General features: G+C 58.4%; 23 protein-coding genes. 7 read left to right on the top strand and 16 right to left on the bottom strand.

Annotated features, from left to right (window positions below; all coding sequences use genetic code 11):
• Positions 1-139 precede the first annotated feature (139 nt).
• On the bottom strand, positions 140-790 hold the full coding sequence (locus tag EKD03_RS16275; RefSeq protein WP_129633178.1) for a tetratricopeptide repeat protein: 651 nt from the start codon (positions 788-790) through the stop codon (positions 140-142).
• The gene (locus tag EKD03_RS16270) at positions 741-1,109 is read right to left on the bottom strand and encodes a hypothetical protein (protein WP_129633176.1); all 369 of its coding nucleotides are present in this window, start codon (positions 1,107-1,109) and stop codon (positions 741-743) included. The genes EKD03_RS16275 and EKD03_RS16270 overlap by 50 nt, the downstream gene beginning before the upstream one ends.
• Before the next feature lie 62 nt (positions 1,110-1,171).
• On the opposite strand from EKD03_RS16270, the gene EKD03_RS16265 reads away from it, so the two are divergent.
• Both EKD03_RS16265 and EKD03_RS16260 read left to right on the top strand, forming a co-directional pair.
• Complete coding sequence (locus EKD03_RS16265; protein ID WP_129633174.1) at positions 1,172-1,624, top strand: hypothetical protein; 453 nt, start codon at positions 1,172-1,174, stop codon at positions 1,622-1,624.
• 57 nt (positions 1,625-1,681) lie between these two features.
• On the top strand, positions 1,682-1,864 hold the full coding sequence (locus EKD03_RS16260) for a hypothetical protein (protein ID WP_129633172.1): 183 nt from the start codon (positions 1,682-1,684) through the stop codon (positions 1,862-1,864).
• Between the two features lie 212 nt (positions 1,865-2,076).
• Here the strand turns inward: EKD03_RS16260 and surE are convergent, their stop codons facing one another.
• The 5 genes from surE to EKD03_RS16235 all read right to left on the bottom strand — a co-directional run bounded on the left by surE (position 2,077) and on the right by EKD03_RS16235 (position 7,216).
• Positions 2,077-2,838: a 5'/3'-nucleotidase SurE gene (gene surE, locus EKD03_RS16255; protein WP_129633170.1), complete on the bottom strand. Its 762-nt coding sequence runs from the start codon at positions 2,836-2,838 to the stop codon at positions 2,077-2,079.
• A gap of 36 nt (positions 2,839-2,874) precedes the next feature.
• Positions 2,875-4,137, bottom strand: coding sequence for a vWA domain-containing protein (locus EKD03_RS16250; protein ID WP_129633168.1), 1,263 nt, complete (start codon positions 4,135-4,137; stop codon positions 2,875-2,877).
• 129 nt (positions 4,138-4,266) lie between these two features.
• Positions 4,267-5,565 carry a hemolysin family protein gene (locus EKD03_RS16245; RefSeq protein WP_129633166.1) on the bottom strand — a complete coding sequence of 433 codons (1,299 nt, stop codon included), beginning with the start codon at positions 5,563-5,565 and terminating at the stop codon, positions 4,267-4,269.
• Between the two features lie 177 nt (positions 5,566-5,742).
• A complete protein-coding gene (gene tpiA / locus EKD03_RS16240; RefSeq protein WP_129633164.1) occupies positions 5,743-6,495 on the bottom strand; it encodes a triose-phosphate isomerase in 753 nt (250 codons plus the stop codon).
• 46 nt (positions 6,496-6,541) lie between these two features.
• Positions 6,542-7,216: a zinc metalloprotease gene (locus tag EKD03_RS16235; protein ID WP_129633162.1), complete on the bottom strand. Its 675-nt coding sequence runs from the start codon at positions 7,214-7,216 to the stop codon at positions 6,542-6,544.
• 184 nt (positions 7,217-7,400) lie between these two features.
• Between EKD03_RS16235 and EKD03_RS16230 the strand changes: the two genes are divergently transcribed.
• A complete protein-coding gene (locus EKD03_RS16230; RefSeq protein WP_129633160.1) occupies positions 7,401-7,988 on the top strand; it encodes an RNA polymerase sigma factor in 588 nt (195 codons plus the stop codon).
• Positions 7,989-8,149: 161 nt separating this feature from the next.
• Here the strand turns inward: EKD03_RS16230 and EKD03_RS16225 are convergent, their stop codons facing one another.
• Complete coding sequence (locus EKD03_RS16225) at positions 8,150-8,917, bottom strand: hypothetical protein (RefSeq protein WP_174842889.1); 768 nt, start codon at positions 8,915-8,917, stop codon at positions 8,150-8,152.
• Positions 8,918-9,167: 250 nt separating this feature from the next.
• On the bottom strand, positions 9,168-10,058 hold the full coding sequence (locus EKD03_RS16220; RefSeq protein WP_129633156.1) for a DUF4938 domain-containing protein: 891 nt from the start codon (positions 10,056-10,058) through the stop codon (positions 9,168-9,170).
• Between EKD03_RS16220 and EKD03_RS16215 the strand changes: the two genes are divergently transcribed.
• Both EKD03_RS16215 and EKD03_RS16210 read left to right on the top strand, forming a co-directional pair.
• Entirely contained in the window at positions 10,057-10,773 is a 717-nt protein-coding gene (locus tag EKD03_RS16215) for a class I SAM-dependent methyltransferase (protein WP_161569293.1), read from the top strand. The two genes, EKD03_RS16220 and EKD03_RS16215, sit on opposite strands and share 2 nt — an antisense overlap.
• Positions 10,774-10,951: 178 nt before the next feature.
• Entirely contained in the window at positions 10,952-11,593 is a 642-nt protein-coding gene (locus tag EKD03_RS16210; RefSeq protein ID WP_161569292.1) for an FHA domain-containing protein, read from the top strand.
• A 10-nt stretch (positions 11,594-11,603) separates the two neighbouring features.
• Here EKD03_RS16210 and EKD03_RS16205 read toward each other — a convergent pair whose 3' ends face one another.
• Positions 11,604-14,429 (bottom strand): response regulator, encoded by a 2,826-nt coding sequence (locus EKD03_RS16205; protein ID WP_129633150.1) that lies wholly within the window; start codon positions 14,427-14,429, stop codon positions 11,604-11,606.
• 511 nt (positions 14,430-14,940) lie between these two features.
• Between EKD03_RS16205 and EKD03_RS16200 the strand changes: the two genes are divergently transcribed.
• Positions 14,941-15,846, top strand: a complete 906-nt coding sequence (locus tag EKD03_RS16200; protein WP_129633148.1) for an acyltransferase — start codon at positions 14,941-14,943, stop codon at positions 15,844-15,846.
• A 100-nt stretch (positions 15,847-15,946) separates the two neighbouring features.
• Here the strand turns inward: EKD03_RS16200 and EKD03_RS16195 are convergent, their stop codons facing one another.
• Complete coding sequence (locus EKD03_RS16195) at positions 15,947-16,687, bottom strand: SIR2 family NAD-dependent protein deacylase (RefSeq protein ID WP_129633146.1); 741 nt, start codon at positions 16,685-16,687, stop codon at positions 15,947-15,949.
• 358 nt (positions 16,688-17,045) lie between these two features.
• Between EKD03_RS16195 and EKD03_RS16190 the strand changes: the two genes are divergently transcribed.
• A complete protein-coding gene (locus tag EKD03_RS16190; RefSeq protein WP_129633144.1) occupies positions 17,046-18,221 on the top strand; it encodes an ArsA family ATPase in 1,176 nt (391 codons plus the stop codon).
• An 84-nt stretch (positions 18,222-18,305) separates the two neighbouring features.
• On the opposite strand, the gene EKD03_RS16185 is transcribed toward EKD03_RS16190, so the two are convergent.
• From EKD03_RS16185 to EKD03_RS16165, 5 genes are read right to left on the bottom strand one after another with little or no spacing between them, the layout of a single operon-like run.
• On the bottom strand, positions 18,306-18,932 hold the full coding sequence (locus EKD03_RS16185; RefSeq protein ID WP_129633142.1) for a GNAT family N-acetyltransferase: 627 nt from the start codon (positions 18,930-18,932) through the stop codon (positions 18,306-18,308).
• Between the two features lie 4 nt (positions 18,933-18,936).
• Positions 18,937-20,010 (bottom strand): STAS domain-containing protein, encoded by a 1,074-nt coding sequence (locus EKD03_RS16180; RefSeq protein ID WP_129633140.1) that lies wholly within the window; start codon positions 20,008-20,010, stop codon positions 18,937-18,939.
• 54 nt (positions 20,011-20,064) lie between these two features.
• Positions 20,065-20,418 carry a monovalent cation/H(+) antiporter subunit G gene (gene mnhG / locus EKD03_RS16175; RefSeq protein WP_129633139.1) on the bottom strand — a complete coding sequence of 118 codons (354 nt, stop codon included), beginning with the start codon at positions 20,416-20,418 and terminating at the stop codon, positions 20,065-20,067.
• A complete protein-coding gene (locus tag EKD03_RS16170; protein WP_129633137.1) occupies positions 20,418-20,687 on the bottom strand; it encodes an MrpF/PhaF family protein in 270 nt (89 codons plus the stop codon). Before EKD03_RS16170 ends, mnhG begins: the two co-directional genes overlap by 1 nt.
• Entirely contained in the window at positions 20,684-21,181 is a 498-nt protein-coding gene (locus EKD03_RS16165) for a Na+/H+ antiporter subunit E (RefSeq protein ID WP_129633135.1), read from the bottom strand. Before EKD03_RS16165 ends, EKD03_RS16170 begins: the two co-directional genes overlap by 4 nt.
• Between the last annotated feature and the right edge of the window lie 106 nt (positions 21,182-21,287).

The following is a 21,287-nucleotide window of genomic DNA, read 5'->3' as shown; positions in this document are numbered from 1 at the left end:
CGTGTTGGTTGGGGGGCGATGATTTCCAGCGTTTTGATGACACCACATCGCGTAGCTTGAGGGGTATAGGGCGCGTCGTGACGCGCCCCTACGCCCATCCTCGGCGGTGAACCAAGGGGCGATGGGTATCTCTCCCATCCTACTCAACCCCAAGTTCTTTGAGACGATCAATCGCATATTGTTTGTGCGCAGGGTTGGTAAAGAGATCGCGGGCTTTAAGGAAATCGGCAATCGCAGCCTCACGCTCGTTGCGCCGTTTGTAGATCAACCCCCGGTTGGTGTAGGCTGCGGCATACTGCGGGTCGAGGGCAAGCGCCTGCGTATAGTCCGCGATGGCGCCATCCAGATTGCCCTGATCATAGCGGGCGATGCCCCGGTTGGTGTAGGCTGCGGCATCCTCTGGATTGAGGATCAGTGCCTGATCGTATGCATGCACGGCTTGCGCATTGTCCTGCCCCGGTACCAGATAGAGCCAGCCGAGTTGGAAGTAGGCATCAGCGACCCCGGCGCGGAAGTTGCGATCATCGGCCTCATCGGTGCTGGGGATGTGTTCCTGTACGCTATCGAGGGCGTGGCGAATCACCTGGGTGGCGGTTGGGTAGTCCTTTTGGGCATAAGCCGATTGGCCAACGGCAAAGAGCGCCAGGAAGGTCATCTGCTGCGGTAGGTCGCGGGTAATAAAAGAGGTGTAGGCATCGGGATGGGCAATCTGGACGCGCTCGGTCTCGTTGATCGTCATATCAGCGGCGGAGGAGGTCGGCTCGCGGCGGTTGAGGAAGTTGACCAGCACCTTGCACACCAGTATCTTCGCCCCAGACGACGATGCTGGCGTTGTAGCGTGCTCCGAGTTGCTCGGCTCCTTCACGGTCAACCGCAGCCAACACCACCGGGGCAATTGCGATCCGCAGGTTGGGCACCTCGACGGTCTTCAGCACCTCGTAGATGGCTGCGCGGATCTTCTCGTGGGGCACTGTGTTTTGAATGCCCTCGGTGTAGCGAAAGGTCGCAATGACGAGTAGGGTCTCGCCCGGTTGCTCCGCAGGAAAGGCCGGGATCATGCCACTCTGCTTGAGAACGCTGGTGAACCCATGGATGTTCGCGCCGGCCATAACCGCCCCGAAGAGCAGGACGAGTAGTACGATCCCCCAAGGACCGCCAGTGTGATGCGGGTGTGGCCGATAAAGAATCCGCTGCGATTATCAACGTGCGCACTCGCCCCACGCCCAATCACCACGCCCTGGCTGTTGGTGATGTTCCCCGCCTCGATCTTGTCTCCCCCGACATGATCGCCTGCCCCGCTCGCCGCTTCCGCTCCCGGCGCGATCTCCGACGGTGGTGGCGCGTCATCATCTGGGAGATCGGCAACCTCCACCCCCTGCGCACGCAGGTAGGCTTTGATGCGCCGAATCTCCGCACGCGCCGCCGCAATGTCGGTGATGGTACCCGGCGGGGTGTGTGCGCTCCCCAACTGCGATTGTTGCTTCACAAGCACGGCGAGACGGTTGCGGTGGGTGGTAAGGAGGTGCTGCTGCTGCGTTTGCTCGTCCATGTCCATCGTACACCTCACCATGTTGTGCAGGCGTTAGCGGAGGAGTGTGGGCAAGAGTATAGCATAGCGCTTTGAAGCGAACATGTGATCAGGGTGTGGTATAGTAAAGGTATTAACGGAAAGGAAATCGTGATGACCACCACCACTGCTTATCGCGAACAAGTACTCCATGAAATCAATACGCTTCCTGAGGAATACTTGCCATATCTGCTCCAACTCGTGCAAACATTTCGTGAGAGCATCTCCTTGAAGCCCGCAAATGAGAGCCTGCACCAAGGATGGCACGAGGCACAGATCAACCACGTCACACCATAAAAACCTGATACAACCATCATTCTCATTACCATATATTCGAAGACAGAACAATCTGATATTTCGCCAGCAGAAATACGATCAATTATCAATGCGTATAACTATGCACAACAAGCGGATGATGAAGATACGCTAATGCAAGACATGTAGCCTATCAAAACCGGTGGCGTTGGCTTCGGCAGGCTCAGCCAACGCCTGTGGCAGCCACGGCATCCCTACTCCAACCCCCAACTGCGCACCTCATCCAGCCATTTATGGCTGGTCAGATCCATATGCACCGGGGTGACACTCACATACCCGGCGGCAATCGCGGCCACGTCGGTGCCCTCCTCGTGCAGATCTTCGGGTTCGGCACCGCCGATCCAGTAGTAGGGCCGCCCGCGTGGGTCGTGGCGCACAACCAGTTCGTCGCGGTAGGTACGCTGGCCCAGCCGTGCCACCTGGATGCCACGTACCTCCTCTGGGGGTAGCGCGGGGATGTTGACGTTGAGCAGTACGCCTTTGGGCATATGGTGCTGGCACACCTGCGCCACGATGCGCGTCACGGCTGCCTCGGCGGCGCGGAAGTCGTGCGGCGTGCGGTGGCCGTTGTTCTGCGAGACGGCAATTGCGGGTAGGCCGAAGATCATGCCCTCCATTGCGGCGGCCACCGTCCCTGAGTAGAGCAGATCGCTGCCCAGGTTGGCCCCTAGGTTGATCCCCGAAACCACCAGATCGGGTTTCTGCGGCAGTAGGCCCATCGTAGCCAGGGCGATACAATCGGCGGGGGTGCCGTCACAGATCATGGCTGGTGAGCCATCAATCAGGGTACCTTCCCATGCACGCATGGGATCGAAGAGTTTGCGATAGTGGCCCGCAGCGCTCCAGTTACGGTCGGGAGCGACCACCGCCACCTCGCCGAGCGGGGTAAGGGCACGGCGCAAAGCGGCTAAACCAGGGCTTTGGTAGCCGTCGTCGTTGGTGATCAGGATATGCATATGCCGGAAGAAGGCCCGCAACGACGGGCCTTGTTCCTACTCCTTGGGAATATCAATATCACTCAGGCGCACCGTTTTGCGCCCACTAAACTTGATCGTCTTCTGACCCTCGCTGGAAAGCTGGCCGTTCTGTTCCAGATTGGCGATCTCCTGCTGCATCGTGTTGGCCAGATCCACTTCACCCTGGTTGAGCAGGCGGGTGACCGCGCTCTTGAGCTTTTGGGTTGCGCTGCCCACATCGCCGGATTGCAGATCCTGGAGGGCGCGGGTCTGCAACTTGAAGGCCGAAACCTTCTCGACAATGTTCATGACATTTGGTGTGACTTGGTTGAGTTGGGCTTGATCGGCGGTGAAGGTGAGCATAATATCAATGCGCGCCTTTTCGCCGACCACATTAAGCGCCGGGATGTCGTAGGTGATCTCGACCTGCCCAACCCGGTAACTGCCGATGGGGCGCGGATCAACCAAGAACTCGACCAGCAGCGTGCGTCCCTGGCCAGTCTCAAGTTCACCGAGGGTGACGCTCACGTCACGGTCGGAGATCGGTTTGTAGCCCAGGTTGTTGATCAGCGGGATGACCTGCCAGACGGCACGCGGCGTCACCCCTTGCACGAGGCGCAGGTTGAGGGCACTATTCTGGATGGCGCTATTCTGGGCACGCTGGACGGTATTCTGGAAATACTCGGTAATCTCATCAGCACGGGCGATATAGTCGGCGGTACCGCCGGAGCGGTTGGCCATCTCGATCAACAGATCTTCATTCCAGTCTTGGCCGACCCCCAAGGCGGTGATCGGAACACCGATGCGTCCGGCATCATCGGCACGGCGCAGGCAATCATCCTCGCTCTCGGTCTGGCCGTCGGTGAGCAAGACGAGGCGGCGGATGGCCCCGCTGCGATCCTTCTCGATCTCGCGCAGCCCCTTCTCCACGGCGGGGGCGATCTTGGTGCCACCGGCATCGCGGATACGGCTGACGCGATCCTTGATCATGCGCCGATCCGTCACCGGCCCCGCCGGGATCAACACCTCGGTGCGATGGTCGAAGATCACCAACGAGGCGATGTCCTGGGCATCGAGCCGATCAACCGCCAGCGCAATCGCCTGGCGCACGCGGTCAATCTTGTCACCCTTCATCGAGCCGCTACGGTCGAGCACAAAGCTGACATTGACTGGTGTGCGCACCTGCGCCATCACCGCCGATGGCTGCACCTCGATCAGCGCGTAGGCAACCTGGGGTGTCGTCGTTGCTGCGAGATACGGGCGGGCGAGGGTTGCCCGCAGGGTCACTTCACCGGCCATAGGATCTCTCCTCTTCTCATCCGAAACCTTGTAGGGGCGAAGCATCGCCCGCCAACCCAGTTCATGTTCCCTAGACCACATGGAAGGCGATGCTTCGCCCCTATGTTCAGCATCAGTATAGCACAGCGCTTATTCCACCTGCCGCTTCGAAACAAGAATTTTATCCACGCGCAGGCCATCCATATCGAGTACCTCGAAGCACCAGCCATTCCAGTGGATCACATCACCAGTACGCGGGATCTTGCCCATGAGGCTGATCACAAACCCGGCAAGCGTATCGAAGCGGAAGGTCTCTTCATCGGGAAGATCATCCTCATCGAGCAAATGTTTCACATCATCAATATTGAGCGAACCTTCGACGAGCATCGAGCCATCCTCGCGAACAACCACGGCAGGGGTTTCGGCCTCATCAAACTCATCGCCAATCTCACCGACGATCTCCTCCAAGATATCTTCGAGCGTCACTACGCCCTCAATCCCGCCCAACTCACTCACCACCAGCGCCATATGGCGACGATCCTTGCGGAAGGTGGCCAGCAGGGCGCTGGCGCGGCTATTTTCGGGAACATAGAGCGGTGGCGCTACCGCCTCGCGCACGAGGGCTTGATCACCCTGGCGGCGGTAGAGTAGTAGCAGATCGCGCACATGCACCGTACCGATGATGCGGTCGGAGGTCTCTTCAAAGATCGGGAAGCGCGAATAGCCACTTTCCAGTAGTTCATCAATCACCTCGCCCAAGGTTGCATCCGCATCGAGCATCTCCACATCATGGCGCGGGGTCATGATATTGCGCACGGCGCGGTCGCTAAATTTGAAGATACTCTCGATGAACTGTTGCTCTTGGAGTTCGACGGTGCCACCCTGCGCACCTTCACGCACCAGGGCGCGGATATCCTCCTCGGTAACGCGCTCCTCCTCGACATTCGCCCGACCGAGCAGGCGCAGGATGATGTTGGTTGAGCCGGTGAGGATGGTAATCACGGGGGTGCTGATCCAGGCCAAGAAGCTCATCGGGCGGGCCATGAAGGATGCGACTGCTTCGGCACTTTGCAGGGCTAACCGCTTGGGCACCAGTTCACCCAGCACCAGCGAGAGGTAGGAGACGAGGATCACCACGATTGCTTGCGCCATGGGGACGGCATAGGGGCCAATGAGGGGAAGTGTCTCCAGACTCGGTGCGAGTTGGGCGGTCAGGGTTGCTCCCGCAAAGACGCCGCTCAGGGTGGCAATCAGCGTGATGCCGACCTGAACGGCGGAGAGGAAACGGTTGGGATCATCTTGGAGTTTGAGGGCGGTAGCGGCACCCGCGTTCCCATCTGCGGCCCGCTGTTCCAGACGACCACGGCGGGCAGAGACCATCGCGATCTCGGTTGCGGCAAAGATGCCATTGGCGAGCGAGAGCACGACAATAATGATGATTTCTAACATTGAGGATGGTACTCCTTAGGGCATGGACAAAGTCACCTTTGGTGGGGGATCGGGGGCGGCGTAGCCGCCCCCGAAGATCTTTTTTGTTGGGGTTTGGGGCTTCAACCCCAAGACTTTGCCGATGCCCTAGGGTGCGCGTTGCTACGCATATCCGTAGCAACGCGCATGCATGAGATTCTACTGAAATTGAATAATGCGCAGGAAACTATCGGCTTTGAGTGCAGCACCACCAACAAGTGCGCCATCAATATCGGGCTGCGCCATGAGTTCATCCACATTATCGGGCTTAACACTGCCACCATACTGGATGCGTACCGTCTGGGCCGTCTCGGCACCAAAGATCTCGACCAGCGTGGCCCGAATTGCCGCGTGCATGGCCTGGGCATCGGCGGAAGTCGCGGTATCGCCGGTGCCAATCGCCCAGATCGGCTCATAGGCAATCACAACCTCGGCCATCTGGGCGGCGGTTACATCGGCCAACCCGGCGCGCACCTGAGCGGTGACAATCGCCTCGGCCTCACCGGCGTCGCGCTGGGGCTTGCTCTCACCTACACACATAATCGGGCGCAGGCCATTGGCCAGTGCGGCGTGCAGTTTGCGATTCACCGTGGCATCGGTATCGCCAAAATACTGGCGGCGCTCGCTGTGGCCAACGATCACATAGCGGCAGCCTACATCACAGAGCATCTGGGGTGCGATGGCCCCGGTGAAGGCTCCCTGCGCCTCAAAGAAGACATCTTGTGCCCCTAGGCTGATCGGGGTGTTGGCGACCTGCTCGCCCACGCTGGCAAGCGCGGTGTAGGGCGGACAGACCACGACTTCACACGCGGCTCCCTCACCTAGCCCCGCCAGCAGACCGGCGACCAACTCGCGGGCCTCGCCCAAGGTCTTGTACATTTTCCAGTTTCCGGCGATGATTGGCGTGCGCATAGATCGTTACTCTACCTTCTGTATCATCAAGAGAGCCATGATGCGGCTACATGCCGCGCAGACTGACAAGCAGATTGATCACCATGCGCTCATTCAGCACGAAGGCCAGGAAGAGCCCCACCGTAACAGTGACAGCAAAGACCTGCCAGTTCCAGGCCAACACCTTAGTACCGTCGAATGGCCCGGCGGGGATCATGTTGAAGAGACCCAGCCATGCATTGAACTTAAAGCCAATGATCAAGGTGATCAGGACGAACATGGGCAAGGGGATACCCACTAGAACAAGCAGACAGAGTAGCAGCAAGAAGAAGATCGAGAGTACCAGATTGGTGACCGGACCCGCGAGGGCGATCAGGCCACTCTGCTTGAGGGTGAGGTGGCCGCGATGCCATACCGCACCGGGGGCGGCGATGAAGATCCCGGCGAGTGAGATGGCGATGGAGATCAGCAACCATTGGTTATTGGCAATGAAGTGGGCTTCGGCACCATAACTGCGCGCCACGACCCGGTGGGCCAGTTCGTGCAGGACAAAGGCCAACCCACACACAATTGCCGCGATGACGAGGTTCTGGATGAAGGTCGCGCTGAAGAGGCGATCAGCCCCGGTCTGAAAAATGGCATACGCCAGCGTCGAACCGCCCCAGGCTTTCAGCAACTCCAGATTATCATCGGTACCGCGTGGAAACCCATCATCGCTTGGCGTCGAGAAGATATCGCGCAAGGCCCATTCCTCCTACCAACGATCAAGCAACCGCAACGTCATTATTGTAGCATACTCACGCCCGTATGACAGAGTACGAACTAAAACTGTACATAACTATGACCTACAAAACGGGACTGGCATCCTATACTTAGCCCCACGCGACGATCCAACCCTAACACTCCAAGAAGAGAGGAATGCAGTCATGAGCGCGCCGTCCGGTCTCAGCCCTGAGGTGATTCGCCGTGCCCAACAATCCGATCCTCAAGCTTTGAGCGCGATCTACGAGCGTTATGCCGCTGACATTTACCGCTACATCTACTTCCGCGTCAACGACCATGAGTTGGCGCGCGATCTCCAATCGGATGTCTTTGTGCGGATGTTGGAAGGCATTGATCGCTACGAGGATCGGGGTTGGTCAATCTCATCATGGCTCTACCGCATCGCCCATGATCGAATGATTGATGTCCTCCGACGGCGCGAACGAATGCCGATGGTCTCACTAGATACGTGGGTAGAGCAGATTGAAGATCCGCGTGACAATGAGATTGAGGTTAGTGCCCAGCGGGCCGGGTTGGAGCGGGCACTCAGCCAGATCAACCCGATTCAGGCTCAGGTATTGCGGTTGCGTTATATCTATGATCTTTCGATTGCCGAGACTGCCCGCCAGATGGGACGGAGCGAAGGTTCGATCAAGTCGTTGCAGTACCGTGCTCAACAGAGTCTGGGGCGGGTATTAGAGCAGATGGATCGTGAAGCAACGCATCGGGGCGAGGGATTCTCGTTTGCGTAGTGGGGGTTTGGGGGCGGCTGCGCCCATAGACATGAACGTAAGATTGTAGGGGCGAAGCATCGCCCCCAACATGTTTGGGGGTTTTCGTGGTCATCTGGCGGGCGATGCTTCGCCCCTACGACTCCGCGTCTGATGTTGCAAAGGTTGATTTGGATAGCCCCTTAGCGGTGTGCTCGTGGGCAGCCCACTTTGAGCAGGCCCACGAGTTCTTCCAGTGAGAGGTTGGAAGAGTGTTCGGGGGGAGCCTTAGGGGTTCCACACAGCAACAGACGGTGGCTGGGGTGCAAGTACCAATCCGCCTCGGCGTCCACCCGTTGGAGATCGTGGTAGACTGCCTCAAGATCGACGCTTGAGCGCTGCTGCGCCGCCACCCCCATGTAGCCACGCCGGTCGCGGTAGGCATACAATACCGCCCCATGGCTATAGGCGAGGCGACTCGATCCGCCATCATCGCTCTGCATGGCAATCCCCAGCCCCCAGCGCGTCTCGAACTCAAGGCGGCGGGCAAAGGCGCGTTCGAGGCGCAACTGGCGTGTCTCATGCTCGTACCAAGCATCAAAGTTGGCCAACATTGCCTGGGCTACATGGTGGGGCCGGTTGGGGTAGAGCGCATTATAGCCCGCGATCAGGTCGTTGATGTTGAAGAAGATCGCCTGACGACCGGGGTAGGCTTCGGCGTGATCGAGGCGCGTCACCTGATCTACCAACCGCTGCAAGACGGCGTCAGCGGGGACCAACTCGCGGCGCACCAGCTCGGCGGCGCTGAGGGTGGTATCGGCGGTGTGGTGATGGTCAAAACGACCACCGCCGGTATCAACATGCACGATCTCAGGTGATGTGTCGGCGGCTTGGTTGTCGAGTGTGCGTCCGGCAGGCACAAAGACGAGATCCGCGTCTTTTGCACCACCAAAGCGGATTAATATCCACATCGCCACAAGACAGTCCAGGTCTGGGGCGAGATGCCCTACAATTGTCTTTGGCGTTACCACGGCAGGTAGCTTCACCTTCTAGGTAGAATGTATACAACCCCCACCTCTGGTGGGGGGGGCGGGGGCGGCTACGCCGCCCCCGAAGATCTTTTTTGTTGGTGTTTGGCGGCGTAGCCGCCAAACACCAACAAAAACAGGAATTTGACATTTGAGACATCAAGTATACCAGAGCGCAAAAAGCAGCGTCAAATTAGAGACCAATTACCCCATTTAGCGCATAGGGGATCAGGGCGTGTAGGCGCGGGTCGCTCAGGTTGAAGAGGGCCGGATTGGGGCTGAGGAGCATTGGTAGCCCAATCGCGCGCAACCACTCCGCATCCGAGTCGGCACTGGGTGGGCGTGAGCCGCCCATGTCGCCGATCACCGCCTGTTCGCAGCGGTCGAGCGGCAGCCCATAGCGCACGAGGCTATCGGTGTTGAGTCCTGCTACCAACGCCTCAATGCTGGGATCGCAGAGCAGATTGCGGAGCGCGTCACAATCGAGGTCATCAGCGGTATAGACGGGCATGTCAGCGGCACTGCGTTTTACCAGCGCGGTGCGCAGATCATGGCCGGTGACGAGGGTGATCGGGATGCTGCCGATATGCTCCCAGGGCGGATCGGGGATGGCATCTGTGTGGGTCTCCCAGACCCAACTGCGGGCGGCATAGCCGAGTTGGAGCCGCCCATCGGGGCGGAGGAGCGTAGGCAGACCCCGGCGGCGGGCTTCGGCGATGAGTTGCACAGCGCTGGTGGGGAGAGCGGTCTCGCGGCAGTGGCTGGCGAGATCGAGTAGTGCATCATCGTCAACAGCCTCATTGCGCATTGCGTCTACAATGATGCGGCAGAGTGCTGCCCCAATCGCTGGCTGGTTGGTATTAAAACGCGCCTGAAGCAGAACGCCGGTTTCATGCGGGTGAGCTTCGGTCTCAAGGTAGGCGATGACGAGGCCCACGGTTTGGGCCGCATCGCGGATCTGCTGGCGTAGGTATTGGGTTTTGTCGTTGGGGTGGCGTATGCGTAGCAGCACCCCGGCGTGTGGGCCGTAGATATTGGGGCCTTCGTAGGCGTGGAGGCGGAGGATTTCGATGGCTGGGTTCATGCAAGCACCTCTAACCGAATTACATGCGCCCTATGCGCCATTGCTTCAGGCGGTCTTACACATGGCCAGTCCGACGGCGGTTCATGTGGCGCTCGATCTTGGCTGTGGGCCAGGGTTGAAGACGGCTTGGATTGCAGAACATGTCGTACTTGGTGGTCAGGTGTTAGGGATTGATCACAACTCGGCATGCTTTACCCAGGGCGTACCACGCGATCTCGCAAGTTGGCTTAGCGCCGATGCCCATGCGCTGCCGTTGGCTACCGCGTCGGTCGATCTGGTCTGGTGTGTGGCGGCGTTTGAGTTCTTCTCACGTCCAGCACATGTGTTGGGCGAAATTCGACGTATCCTGCGCCCGCAGGGAAGGTTGGTCATCGCGAGTGCCTACCAACTCTGGGTCCGCCCGCGTGCATGGCCGCCGGTGGTGTATGACACCTGGTGCGCTCCGGCCCCACCTGCGGGTGATGGGCTTGGTGACGATCTCGTCGCTCGTATGCACAATGCCGGTTTGGTTGCGCCAACCTGCACTGCCTACCTGCTCGATCCGCCTGTGGAGAACCCGATCATGGCCGCTTTGCCCCTGGTTGCCTGGGCGGATCTGGCCCCGCTGGTCGCCACGCACCTCACCCCGCAGCAGTACGCGGCGTGTCGGGAAGCCGAGAAGGCCGCCGAGCCTGAACCGCGCAGTGTGTTGCTTGTCTCGGTTGGGCAATCCTGAGTGTTATAATCCATCAAGTCACGCTAAAACGCAACTCTGCGCTGGAGTCATATAGGGCATGTGCAAAGTCCTTGGGGCTGCGCCCCAAACCCCAATTTTTGTTGTTTTTTGGCGGCGAAGCCGCCCCCGAACCCCCACCGGAGGTGACTTTGCACATGCCCTGTGGAGTCATATACCTATGTCAGATGTTGACATCCCATTCGCCCGTTTGATCGGGATGAGTGACGATGTCGCCCCCGACGAGTTTCTTCTGAGTGGTCAGGAGCATAGTCTGGGGCGCTCGCCACTTTGTGATGTGGTCATCCCACGGAATAACATCTCCCGCCTGCATGCGCGCATTGTACGTTCTGGGCCACGCTATCTGCTACACGACGCGGGCAGCGCGAATGGAACCTTCATCAATGGGCAGTTGCTCAGTGTGCCCCACCTCTTGAGCCATCGTGATGGGATTGGCCTGGGTGCGGCGGGCGAGGTGTTGCGCTTTCTCGATCCCGATCCGACGATTGTCACCACCAGCCGCCTGCGGCTTGATGAGCGCACCCAGACCTTTTTTCTGGGTAATCAGTCGCTCAGTTTGCCGCCCAACCAATTCCGCCTGCTCACGTTGCTCTATCGCCAGATGGGTAGCCTGTGTACCCGTGAGGCATGCGCCGAGGCGGTCTGGGGGCGCGACTATGACCCCGGCATGGATGCCGAGGCGCTCGACAAGGCGGTGAGCGGGTTGCGGGCTGCGCTGCGGCGGGTTGACGCCGAGGCGTCCGGGTTGCTTCAGACGCGACGTGGGATGGGGTATGTGTTGCTGACGAGTAACGACATATAGTGGCGGGGGATCAGTTCTGTTCCTCTGGCGTACAGGCTAGCACCACCACTGTTAGGTCATCAATCACCGAGCCAACCAGGGCGGGCAGGGCCAGGATGCGCTCGACCATCGCTTGGGCCTCAATGTCATCACTGAGCAGATCGGCCAAGATGAGGTGATTATCGGCCAGGGCGGGCCACGTATCCAGTAGCCCATCACTGAAGAGAATCAGCGCATCACCGGGGTAGAACTGGACTTCCCCTTGGGCATACGGCTCACGTGAGGGAACGCCAATTGGTACGCCACGCGGGCCGAGCGAATCGACCCGCCCGCCAGCACGGCGGACAAAGCAGAGACCGTGGCCGGCATCAATAAAGGTCAAACGTCGCGAGACCAGATCCAACTGGGCGTGGAACATGGTCACAAAGGCGCGCGCATGGTTCAGATCGGCATCGAGCGCCGTGAGGGCATAGCGCAGATTGACCAGTGGCGGCGTCTGGCGCCCAACCGAGCGCATCACCGCCCGCACCGTCGTCATGAGCAGGGCAGCGGGCATCCCCTTGCCCATCACATCACCAAAGGTAAGGTTGAGCAGGCCCGGCCCAGGGCTATGCCAGTCGTAGAAATCGCCCCCAACTTGGCGGGCGGGGATACAGCGTGCGGCCAGCGTAAAACCAGGCAAACGCGGCATTTGGCGCGGCAACAGATCGGCCTGGACGCGGGCGGCGCGGGCCAACTCAACTTCGAGTTGCTTGCGCTGCTCCTCAAGTTGGCGTTGGAGGGCGCTATTTTGGCGGCGCAGACGTACCCGTTCCAGATTACGCTCAAGAACGGTCTGGAGTTCATCAACCACAATCGGCTTGCGTAGGTAGTCATCGGCACCGCGCCGCATGGCCGTCACCGCGATACGCTCGGAACCGAAGGCGGTGGTGAGCACAATTGCCGCATCACAGCCGCGTGAGCGCAGGGCATCGAGCACCTCTAGTCCATCCAGATCGGGCATCAAGACATCAAGGAGGATCAGATCAGGATTGATCTGTGGCTCGATGGTCAATGCCTCTTCCCCAAGTGCTGCCAGATGGACATCATAGTTTGCGGCACTCAGCCAATGATTGAGTAACAGACGCACATGTTCATCGTCATCAACCACCAGAATGCGCGCCTGGGCACCATGGATCATAATCGGTTCAATGGCCGAGACATCAATTACCTCATGCTGGACGGTGTTCTCGCGGAAGAGTGTATGGGTTGCCAGTACCAGTTGGTTGCGCCCGTGATGTTTGGCTTGGTAGAGTGCAATATCAGCACTCTCATTGAGAGTGGCGATATCGCCGGAAGCCTGGAGGGTGGCAACTCCACCCGAGAAGGTGACAGTGAACTCTGAGGCTCCAGAGCGATGCTGTATCAGGGCAAACCGTTCACGGATCGAGTCGATCACCCGCAGGGCCACTGGGCCATCGGTATCGGGCATAATGACCACAAACTCATCGCCACCATAGCGCCCGATCAGGTCAGAAATACGCAGGCGTTGCTGGAACATCCGCGCCAAGCTCTTCAACACCCGATCTCCAGCCGCATGGCCATAGGTTTCATTGATCTCCTTGAGGTGATCAATATCAATCATGACAATCGAGAGTTGGCGCTTCTTCCGCTGTGCCCTGGCCACCTCACGCACCAAAAGATCCTCCGTCACACTATGGTTGAAGAGCCCGGTCAGGCTATCACGGAGCATTTGGCTGCGAATGATGCGGGCGCGTCGAATGCGGATCGTCACCGCAGCGATGAGATGATCGGGATTGATCGGCTTGGTGAGGAAGTCATCGCCACCCTCTTCAAGCGCATTCAGTTGGGTACGCCGATCCATTTCGGCGGAGAGGAAGACGATAGGGATGCTATTCAGCGCGGGTTGCTGCCGAATCACCGCCGCCAATTCTCGCCCTTCGCAGGCGGGCATGTACATATCCATCAAGATCAGATCGGGTTGAAGATCTATGATCACACTGAGAACCACAGTCGCATCAGTAATGATCGTCGCCTGCATCCCGGCTGCATTGAGGAAGGTTGCATACGTCTCGGCGAGGATGCGTGAGTCATCAACGATCAGGACGCGATAGGGCTCAGCGCGCTGGCGTTCGGTAATCTCATCAAGATGATCGATGAGGGTATCGGTATCAACCGGGCGCACCAGATAGGCATTCCCACCGACCCGCACCGCGTGCAGACGAGCGGCAAAATCGCTCCGCCACGAGATGATCATGAGCGGGATTCGGGTATGACCAAGCCGTCGCAGGCGGTCAATTGCGACGCGCCGCTCAGGGCGTTCTAGAAAACTCATATCGGCCACCAGCACATCGGGGGGAGTGGTGTGCATTCGCAATGAGAGGGCATCAATATCGGTGAAGATATGCGTCTCATAGCCAAAGTTGGTAACCTGGGCAGCGATGCTTTCAGCCTCTTCGTTCGTGTTAAATAACAAATAGATACTGCTATTGAGGCTAAAGGTTGGGGTTGTGGGCAGCTCGATGGGTTCAGGAATGACCCCGCCCAAGGAGATTTGATGCAGTGTATGGAGCAGATAGCGCACCTCGGCTGCTAACGATTCATCCTGCCCGTCATGACGCAGTTGATTGAGCACCGCATCAAGCGCGTTGGCGGTATTACTGACTTCAGGGAACCCAAACGTACTCCCTGTTCCGGCGAGGTTATGCGCGATGCGCTGGAGTTCATCAAAGGCGGCTGGCGTTGTTGTCCCCGCTTCGATACGCTGCCATGCATCAAGCATCTGCGCGGCCTTTTCGGCTAACTGTGCGCTATAGTTATGGCGCAACTCTTCAAACCGTGCGCTGAAATCCTGCATAGTCGTATCGTGCTCTCAATGACGACTCACCATAGTGGGTCTCAAAGGGTAATCAATGAAGCCTGAAAGGCTCACGTCGGTTAGTGTAACTTAATAAAAGGGCGCGTGAGCGTTTTTTCGGCCTTGATGTATAACAAAATTATTACGTTGGTGTGAAATTGCTGAGTCAGTTGATGGAACGGTTTCTATTGTACCATTCATCACCTTGTGCGTAGAAATGGGCGAAGCATCGTCCCTACCATACTTGGCAGTAGAGTAGAAGGAACGCGGTCACCCTGAGCGAAGTGAAGGGGCGCGGTCAGGATTCCTTGCTGCGCTCGGAATGACAAGATGCCTCACAGCGTGACTTATGCGGTATTGCCATACTTGTTGTGACCTGCGGCATCCCCGTGTTAGCAACCGTAGGCTGATGATAGGTCTTACGGCTAACCCTCCGCCACTTCCATGTGACATTCGATAGGGCTAGAGTAAGGCGATAGGTTCTTCCGCTATTCATGCTAGAGGTGGTACGATGCTACGATTTCTTCCCACGCCCATCCTCGGTATCATTGGGTTAGTTGCTTTTGCAACCAACACCATCTTCTGGTGTCTGCTGCTCTTTGCCGTGGCTGGTGTTAAATTCCTTGTTCCCATTCCTGCTGTACGGCGACGCGCTTCGCTGTTGCTTGTCCAGATTGCCGAGAACTGGGTGGCCGTAGATAGTTGGATGATGCGTGTAACACAGTCGGCAGCTTGGCAAGTGACCGGGCTGGAGGGCTTACGGCGTGATGGCTACTACCTGATCTGCTGCAACCATAACTCGTGGGTTGATATTCCTGTCCTTCAGCGGGTCTTTTACCATCGGATTCCCTTTCTGCGTTTCTTTCTGAAGAAGGAGTTGATCTGGGTTCCCTTGTTGGGGATTGCCTGGTGGGCGCTCGATTTTCCCTTTATGCAGCGCTATTCCGCCGAGTACTTGGCGAAGCACCCTGAGAAGCGTGGTAAAGATGTGGCGACGGCGCGGCGCGCCTGTGCCAAGTTTCGTCATACACCAACGGCGATTATCAACTTCTTGGAGGGTACCCGGCGTACAGCGGCCAAACATGTTGCCCAGCAATCGCCATATACCCATCTGCTCCGCCCCAAGGCGGGTGGCATGGCGAGTGCGATAGGCGCAATGGGTGATATGTTCGATGGCATCCTTGATGTCACGATTGTTTACCCTGATGGGCCGGTAGATTTGTGGGGCTTGCTGAGTGGCCAGTTAGGGCGTGTTGTAGTGCATGTGGAGCAGCGGCCCATTCCATCGGAGTGGCTCAACAAGAATTATAGCGAAGATCCTGTGTTCCGTGCCGCCTTCCAGGGTTGGATTCACCAGATCTGGGCCGAGAAGGACGCCCTGATCGAACATGTCTTGCAGGAGGCGAAGGTGAAGTAGCGTCGCAAGATATTGCGACGCAACGTCTTGCGATGGGATATCTTGCGACGCTACGTTGGCCATGCCGCCCGTACCAGTAGCGACGCAATATCTTGCGACGCTACGTTGGCCATGCCGCCCGTACCAAGGCGGGCAGCCACTCACCCGAACGGGCATGGATGCTGAAGAGCGGTGGTTGATTCTGCTCCGGTACATCAAGGTTGATCACCGCCACGGTTGCCCCGGCATGGCGGGCTGCCCGTGGCAGCGAGGCGGCTGGCTCGACCACCCCGGAGGTGCCGACCGAAAGAAAGAGATCGCACATCTCGGCGGCGGCCCAGGCGGCTTGCAGCGCTTCGCGGGGGAGCATCTCGCCAAACCAGACCACATCGGGGCGCAGGAAGGCTCCGCAGTTGGGGCAGCGTGGTGGCACGGTATCGTCCGAGGTCGCCCATTCATGTACCTGGGTGCCCTCGGCAGAACAGGTGACACGCCCGATATTCCCGTGCAGCTCGATTACGTTCTGGCTCCCGGCGCGCTGGTGTAGCCCGTCTACATTTTGGGTGATCAGCGTGAATCTCGGCACCCGACGTTCAAGTTCGGCCAGCGCCACGTGTCCAGGGTTGGGTTGGGCTTGCTGTACCAACTCGCGCCGCCACGCATACCACTCCCACACTAGCCGTGGGTTGCGCTGAAATCCCTCCGGTGAGGCCAATTCCTCAGGGTTGAATGTGGCCCACATCCCCGTTTGCGCATCACGGAAGGTGGGGATGCCGCTCTCTGCCGAAACCCCCGCACCGGTGAGGACGGTGACCGACTGGGCGTGTTGTAGGATCTTAACTAAACGATGATCAATCTTCATAATTCTGGCCTTTCGTTGACACCACCGCCCTTCCAGCTTCCCAGAAGTTCAAACGCATTGTAACCGTAACTGTTCACAGTTCTCCTAGCATTCCGGTTTTGACGCAAAGACGCAGAGGCGCAAAGCCTTCAACAAAACCTTTGCGTCTTTGCGCCTTTGCGTCAATCAGAAGCTGCCTTTACCCCAAGTGTGAACAGTTACTTATAGCCCGCAAATTGACGGGCTGCAACGCTGCCTTTACAATGCAGCATACGGCAAATCGCATGATACTCGTGGGGCCATGCGGCTCCGCGCAGCAGCGACACCAATCGTCGCGGCCGCTCTGGCTGCGGCGCGCAGCGAGTAAAGGATAGTAGCGATGCGGCTGATACTTTATCTCGGCAAGGGCGGCGTCGGGAAGACCACGACGGCTGCCGCAACAGCGGTGCGGGCCGCTGAAATGGGCTACCGCACCCTGGTCGTGAGTACCGATGTGGCTCATAGCCTGGCAGATGCTCTGGATGCCCCCCTCGGTGCCCTTCCTACCAAACTGACGGATAAGCTTTGGGGGCAAGAGATTAATGTGCTGGAGGAGGTGCGTGAGCACTGGGGCCAGTTGCGGGTCTATCTCTCTACGCTCTTGCGGCGGCGTGGCGTGGATGAGGTGGCTGCTGAGGAATTGGCCATTATCCCCGGCATGGAAGAGGTGGTCAGCCTGCTCCATATCCGCCGCCAGGCCAAAGAGGGTGAGTTCGATGTGGTGGTGGTTGATGCTGCCCCCACTGGTGAGACGGTGCGCCTGCTGACGATGCCGGAGACCTTCCAGTGGTATGCGGCCCGTGTGATGGACTGGGAACCCGGTACGCTCAAGGTGGCGCGCCCGTTGGTCAAGGCGCTTATTCCTGCTACCGATATGTTCGAGACGATTGAGCGGCTTACCAAGGGGGTTGAGGCGCTTCGGGCAACCCTGACCGACCCAGAGGTGAGTTCCTACCGCTTGGTGGTCAACCCTGAACGCATGGTGATCAAAGAGGCCCAACGCGCCGCAACCTACCTCTCGCTCTTTGGCTACCCAGTTGATGGGGTGGTGCTCAATCGGGTGTTGCCCATCGAATCGGCTGAGGGTGCCTTCATGAAGGAACTAGCCCGTATTCAGCAGGGCTACCGCCAGCAGGTCTATGACATCTTCCAGCCCTTGCCGATCTGGGAGGGGCCACACTATGCGCGTGACTTGGCGGGGGTGAAGGATCTCTCCGAGGTGGGTAATCGGCTCTTTGGCGATACTGATCCGACCAAGGTGCAGTTCACCGGCAAGACCCAGGAGATCATTCGCGAGGGTGATGAGTATATCATGAAGCTGCCGCTGCCCCATGTCGAGATCGGCAAGGTGCAGATGGTCAAGCGCGGTGATGAGCTCTTTATCGAGATCGGCAACTTCCGCCGTGATATGATCCTGCCTATGGCGTTGGCTGAACGTCCAGCGACCAAAGCGCTCTTCCGTAACGGGGTGTTGGAGGTGCGTTTTGGCCCGGCGGAGTCGTTGGCGTTGGAGTAGGGGCGCATCATTTTGGTGGTATGGTTGGCCGCTTTGCGGCCAACCATACCACCAAAATTACATTTTTCTTGTCGCGGCGCGCCCCTACGCGATCTCTTTGCGCAACATCATGATCGGCCAACTCAGGGCGCTGAGGTAGCTCGGTGAGCGCCAGTAGGGCTGGTAGCCGAGTTCCTGGTAGAAGCGGTGGGCGGGTTGGTTGGCAACCAGTACTTGCAGCACGATGGTCGTCATCCCACTGGCGCGCACCTTGGCCTCAATTTCTGCCATCAGCACCCGCCCTAGCCCCTGCCCCCGAATAGCCTCGTCCACCACCACGCTATGCAGCAGCGCACTGCCGGCGGGTCGCTCATTGGGGTGAACCAGCATGCTGCGGGCGACCGTCAGCAGGAGCCGTACCGTATGCCCCACCCCCAGTACCTTGAGCGCCGTGGCGATGGTGCCGTCGGGGGCGCGTTCATAGGCGGGTTCCCCTGGCATATCCAGGGCAGCAGTGGCGAGGATCGTACCGTTCTGATCACACAGAACATAACGGTGACGTAGCCCCTGGTTATTCTTGGCTGCGAGCGTAAAACGTAGCAACTCCGCCTGTTTGTCGTGTGTGCCGCCCAATGCGCCGGGCAGTTCGGCGGCGTAGAGTTGGGTGAGCAGATCGCTGATCTGAACCAGATCCTCTGGGCGAGCCGCACGTATATGCAGATCGTGGTGCATCGGTCTATCCTCGAATCTGTGCCGTTGCCGCGTTAATCGCCTCTTGGAGCGTTGCCCGTGTAGTGATGTGGCGCAGATCAATCCCCAAGCCGATAATCGTCTGGGCGATCTCTGGTTGCACACCAACCAGTATGGTCTCGGTGCCCATCAGACGGCAACTCTCCATCACCATTAGCAGCGCTTGGGCGGTGGCGGTATCGAAAGTGAGGAGGCCGGTCACATCTAAGATGATCACCCGGATATGCTGGCGTCCCACATGATTGAGCAGATCATCGGCGAGGACGGTCAGCCGCGCCTGATTGAAGGTACCGACCAGGGGTGCGACGACGATCTCATCGGTAATCGGGATGATCGGGGCGACCAGTTCATCCACAGTGCGCATCAGATCCTGGTTGTGGGCCTGCTCAGTGCGTAGTTCTTGTTCACGTTGACGCACCTGTTCCAGTGATTTGCGCAATTCCCGATTGAGGACTTCCTGCTGTTCCAACAAGTGCTGATTTTCAGCGAGTTGTTGCTCGCGCTGCTGGCTCAGATCGAGCACCTGTTGGAACGATGCCTGTTCTTGGCGGTTGATCTCGACGATGATAGCCGCAATCATCACCATCACCACCAGTTGCAAGCTCAGGTTGAACCAGAGCACTTCGGGTGGAACCCGCAACACCACCTCAATAAGCCCACTGATCTGGAGGCTCGCCCCAATGATCATGGTCAGAGCCGCGAACCCCAGTGCGATGAGGGTGGCACGCATGCGGCGCAAGACTAATGACGTCACCACCGGCCAGATTTGATACAGGGTCCAGGTGGAGCCACTCAGTGAGCCGCTGATCGGGTCAATCACGGCGAGTAGCGCCAGCATCACTACAATATTGCCATAGATCAGGAGTTCGATGATTGGACTGCTGCGCAACCAGTAGGTAATACCTGCCACAACGATGCCGATCGTGCAGAAGGTGATGATAATCAGGAAGATTTCGGGGAAGGCGAGGATGCCAATCACGAGTACCAGGAAGAGCGTGATGACCTCGATGATGGTGAGAATGCGCACCCGAAAGGCAATCCGGTCTTCAATGTTATGCATAGCGGCCCTCTTCGATGAACCTATCTATGCGCATCATAACATATGGGTGCGTCGTTACCCCAACCGCCGGGTCTCATAATCATAGCGTCCCTCAAGATCGTTGGGTTGGGTTTTGGCAATCGGATTGACTTCATCCAGAAAGGCGGCACGTTCGAGCATATGCGTGGCGACCGGGGCGGTGAGGAAGAAGAAGGCGATTAGCGCCAGTAACTTCAGTCCCGTCAGCACATCGCCGAAGGTGAAGGCGACCCCCAGCAAGATGCCGATCACCCCTAGTGTGCCGGCTTTGCCGACCGCATGGCCCCGGGTGTAGATGTCTTTCAGGCGCAGCAAGCCGATGGAGGAGACGAGGGTGAAGAAGACCCCCATTGCGGTTAGGGCAACCGTGATGATTTCGATGAGTGACATCAGTTGCCTCCCTCTTCGATGTAGCGCGCCAGCGCGACAGTGCCTAAAAAGCCCAGTACAGCGACGACTATGACGGCATCAATCAGCATGACCGCATCTGTCAGCGCGGCGGTGATCGAGCCAATCCCAACCACATGCAGCATGATCGTATCGAAGGCCATGGCGCGGTCGGGGATGCTTGGGCCGATTAGAAGACGGATCATCGTTAGCCCCAACGAGATGACCAGGATTGACAACAGAATCCCCATTACAATGCTAAAGAGGTTCATGGGAAGATCTCCATCACGCGGCGCTCAAACTCGCCCTTGATCTCGGCACGTAGCGCATCGGGATCACGCACGTTCATGGCGTGAATGTACATGGTACGCCGGTCACTCGACACATCAAGGGTGATGGTGCCGGGGGTCAGGGTGATCACAATTGCCATGAGGGTGATGCCCAGATCGCTCTGGATGTCGAGCGGGACACCCACGATCCCTGGTTGGTATTCGGCGCGTGGGTTGAGGACGAGCCATGCTACATCCAGGTTCGATTTGATGATCGCCCCGATCACAAAGCCGATGAAGCGGATTACCGTGATCACCCGTCCGACGTAGCTAATCTTGATCTGCTTATCGCTAAACGGGCGTTGCCATGTCAGTGCGCTCTCGGTCATCCCGATGATGACAAAGCCAACCAGCATGCCGACCACAAAGTCAGCCCAGGTGAACGAGGTCTGAAGAACCAGCCAGATGATGGCGAGTAACAGGTTGAGTACCAGCATAGTGCCTCACTTGTTGATCAGCCGCGAGGTGACCGATTGAACCCGCCGCAAGCCGCCACGCTTTAGCCGAGCGGTTAGGCGGGTTTCTCGCTGGCTTCAGCCAGAA

The organism is Candidatus Oscillochloris fontis (assembly GCF_004138135.1).
Classification (GTDB): domain Bacteria; phylum Chloroflexota; class Chloroflexia; order Chloroflexales; family Chloroflexaceae; genus Oscillochloris; species Oscillochloris fontis.
This window is presented reverse-complemented; position numbering and strand designations above follow the sequence as displayed.

Bases quoted from the DNA above. Each gene is read 5' to 3' on its own strand.
- EKD03_RS16270 (WP_129633176.1), bottom strand. From the start codon at position 1,109: ATGGCCGGCGCGAACATCCATGGGTTCACCAGCGTTCTCAAGCAGAGT.
- EKD03_RS16185 (WP_129633142.1), bottom strand. From the start codon at position 18,932: ATGCACCACGATCTGCATATACGTGCGGCTCGCCCAGAGGATCTGGTT.
- EKD03_RS16250 (WP_129633168.1), bottom strand. From the start codon at position 4,137: ATGGCCGGTGAAGTGACCCTGCGGGCAACCCTCGCCCGCCCGTATCTC.
- EKD03_RS16205 (WP_129633150.1), bottom strand. From the start codon at position 14,429: ATGCAGGATTTCAGCGCACGGTTTGAAGAGTTGCGCCATAACTATAGC.
- EKD03_RS16165 (WP_129633135.1), bottom strand. From the start codon at position 21,181: ATGCTGGTACTCAACCTGTTACTCGCCATCATCTGGCTGGTTCTTCAG.
- mnhG (WP_129633139.1), bottom strand. From the start codon at position 20,418: ATGTCACTCATCGAAATCATCACGGTTGCCCTAACCGCAATGGGGGTC.
- EKD03_RS16195 (WP_129633146.1), bottom strand. From the start codon at position 16,687: ATGAAGATTGATCATCGTTTAGTTAAGATCCTACAACACGCCCAGTCG.
- EKD03_RS16180 (WP_129633140.1), bottom strand. From the start codon at position 20,010: ATGCATAACATTGAAGACCGGATTGCCTTTCGGGTGCGCATTCTCACC.
- surE (WP_129633170.1), bottom strand. From the start codon at position 2,838: ATGCATATCCTGATCACCAACGACGACGGCTACCAAAGCCCTGGTTTA.
- tpiA (WP_129633164.1), bottom strand. From the start codon at position 6,495: ATGCGCACGCCAATCATCGCCGGAAACTGGAAAATGTACAAGACCTTG.
- EKD03_RS16200 (WP_129633148.1), top strand. From the start codon at position 14,941: ATGCTACGATTTCTTCCCACGCCCATCCTCGGTATCATTGGGTTAGTT.
- EKD03_RS16210 (WP_161569292.1), top strand. From the start codon at position 10,952: ATGTCAGATGTTGACATCCCATTCGCCCGTTTGATCGGGATGAGTGAC.
- EKD03_RS16170 (WP_129633137.1), bottom strand. From the start codon at position 20,687: ATGAACCTCTTTAGCATTGTAATGGGGATTCTGTTGTCAATCCTGGTC.
- EKD03_RS16215 (WP_161569293.1), top strand. From the start codon at position 10,057: ATGCAAGCACCTCTAACCGAATTACATGCGCCCTATGCGCCATTGCTT.
- EKD03_RS16190 (WP_129633144.1), top strand. From the start codon at position 17,046: ATGCGGCTGATACTTTATCTCGGCAAGGGCGGCGTCGGGAAGACCACG.
- EKD03_RS16260 (WP_129633172.1), top strand. From the start codon at position 1,682: ATGACCACCACCACTGCTTATCGCGAACAAGTACTCCATGAAATCAAT.
- EKD03_RS16230 (WP_129633160.1), top strand. From the start codon at position 7,401: ATGAGCGCGCCGTCCGGTCTCAGCCCTGAGGTGATTCGCCGTGCCCAA.
- EKD03_RS16245 (WP_129633166.1), bottom strand. From the start codon at position 5,565: ATGTTAGAAATCATCATTATTGTCGTGCTCTCGCTCGCCAATGGCATC.
- EKD03_RS16220 (WP_129633156.1), bottom strand. From the start codon at position 10,058: ATGAACCCAGCCATCGAAATCCTCCGCCTCCACGCCTACGAAGGCCCC.
- EKD03_RS16225 (WP_174842889.1), bottom strand. From the start codon at position 8,917: ATGTGGATATTAATCCGCTTTGGTGGTGCAAAAGACGCGGATCTCGTC.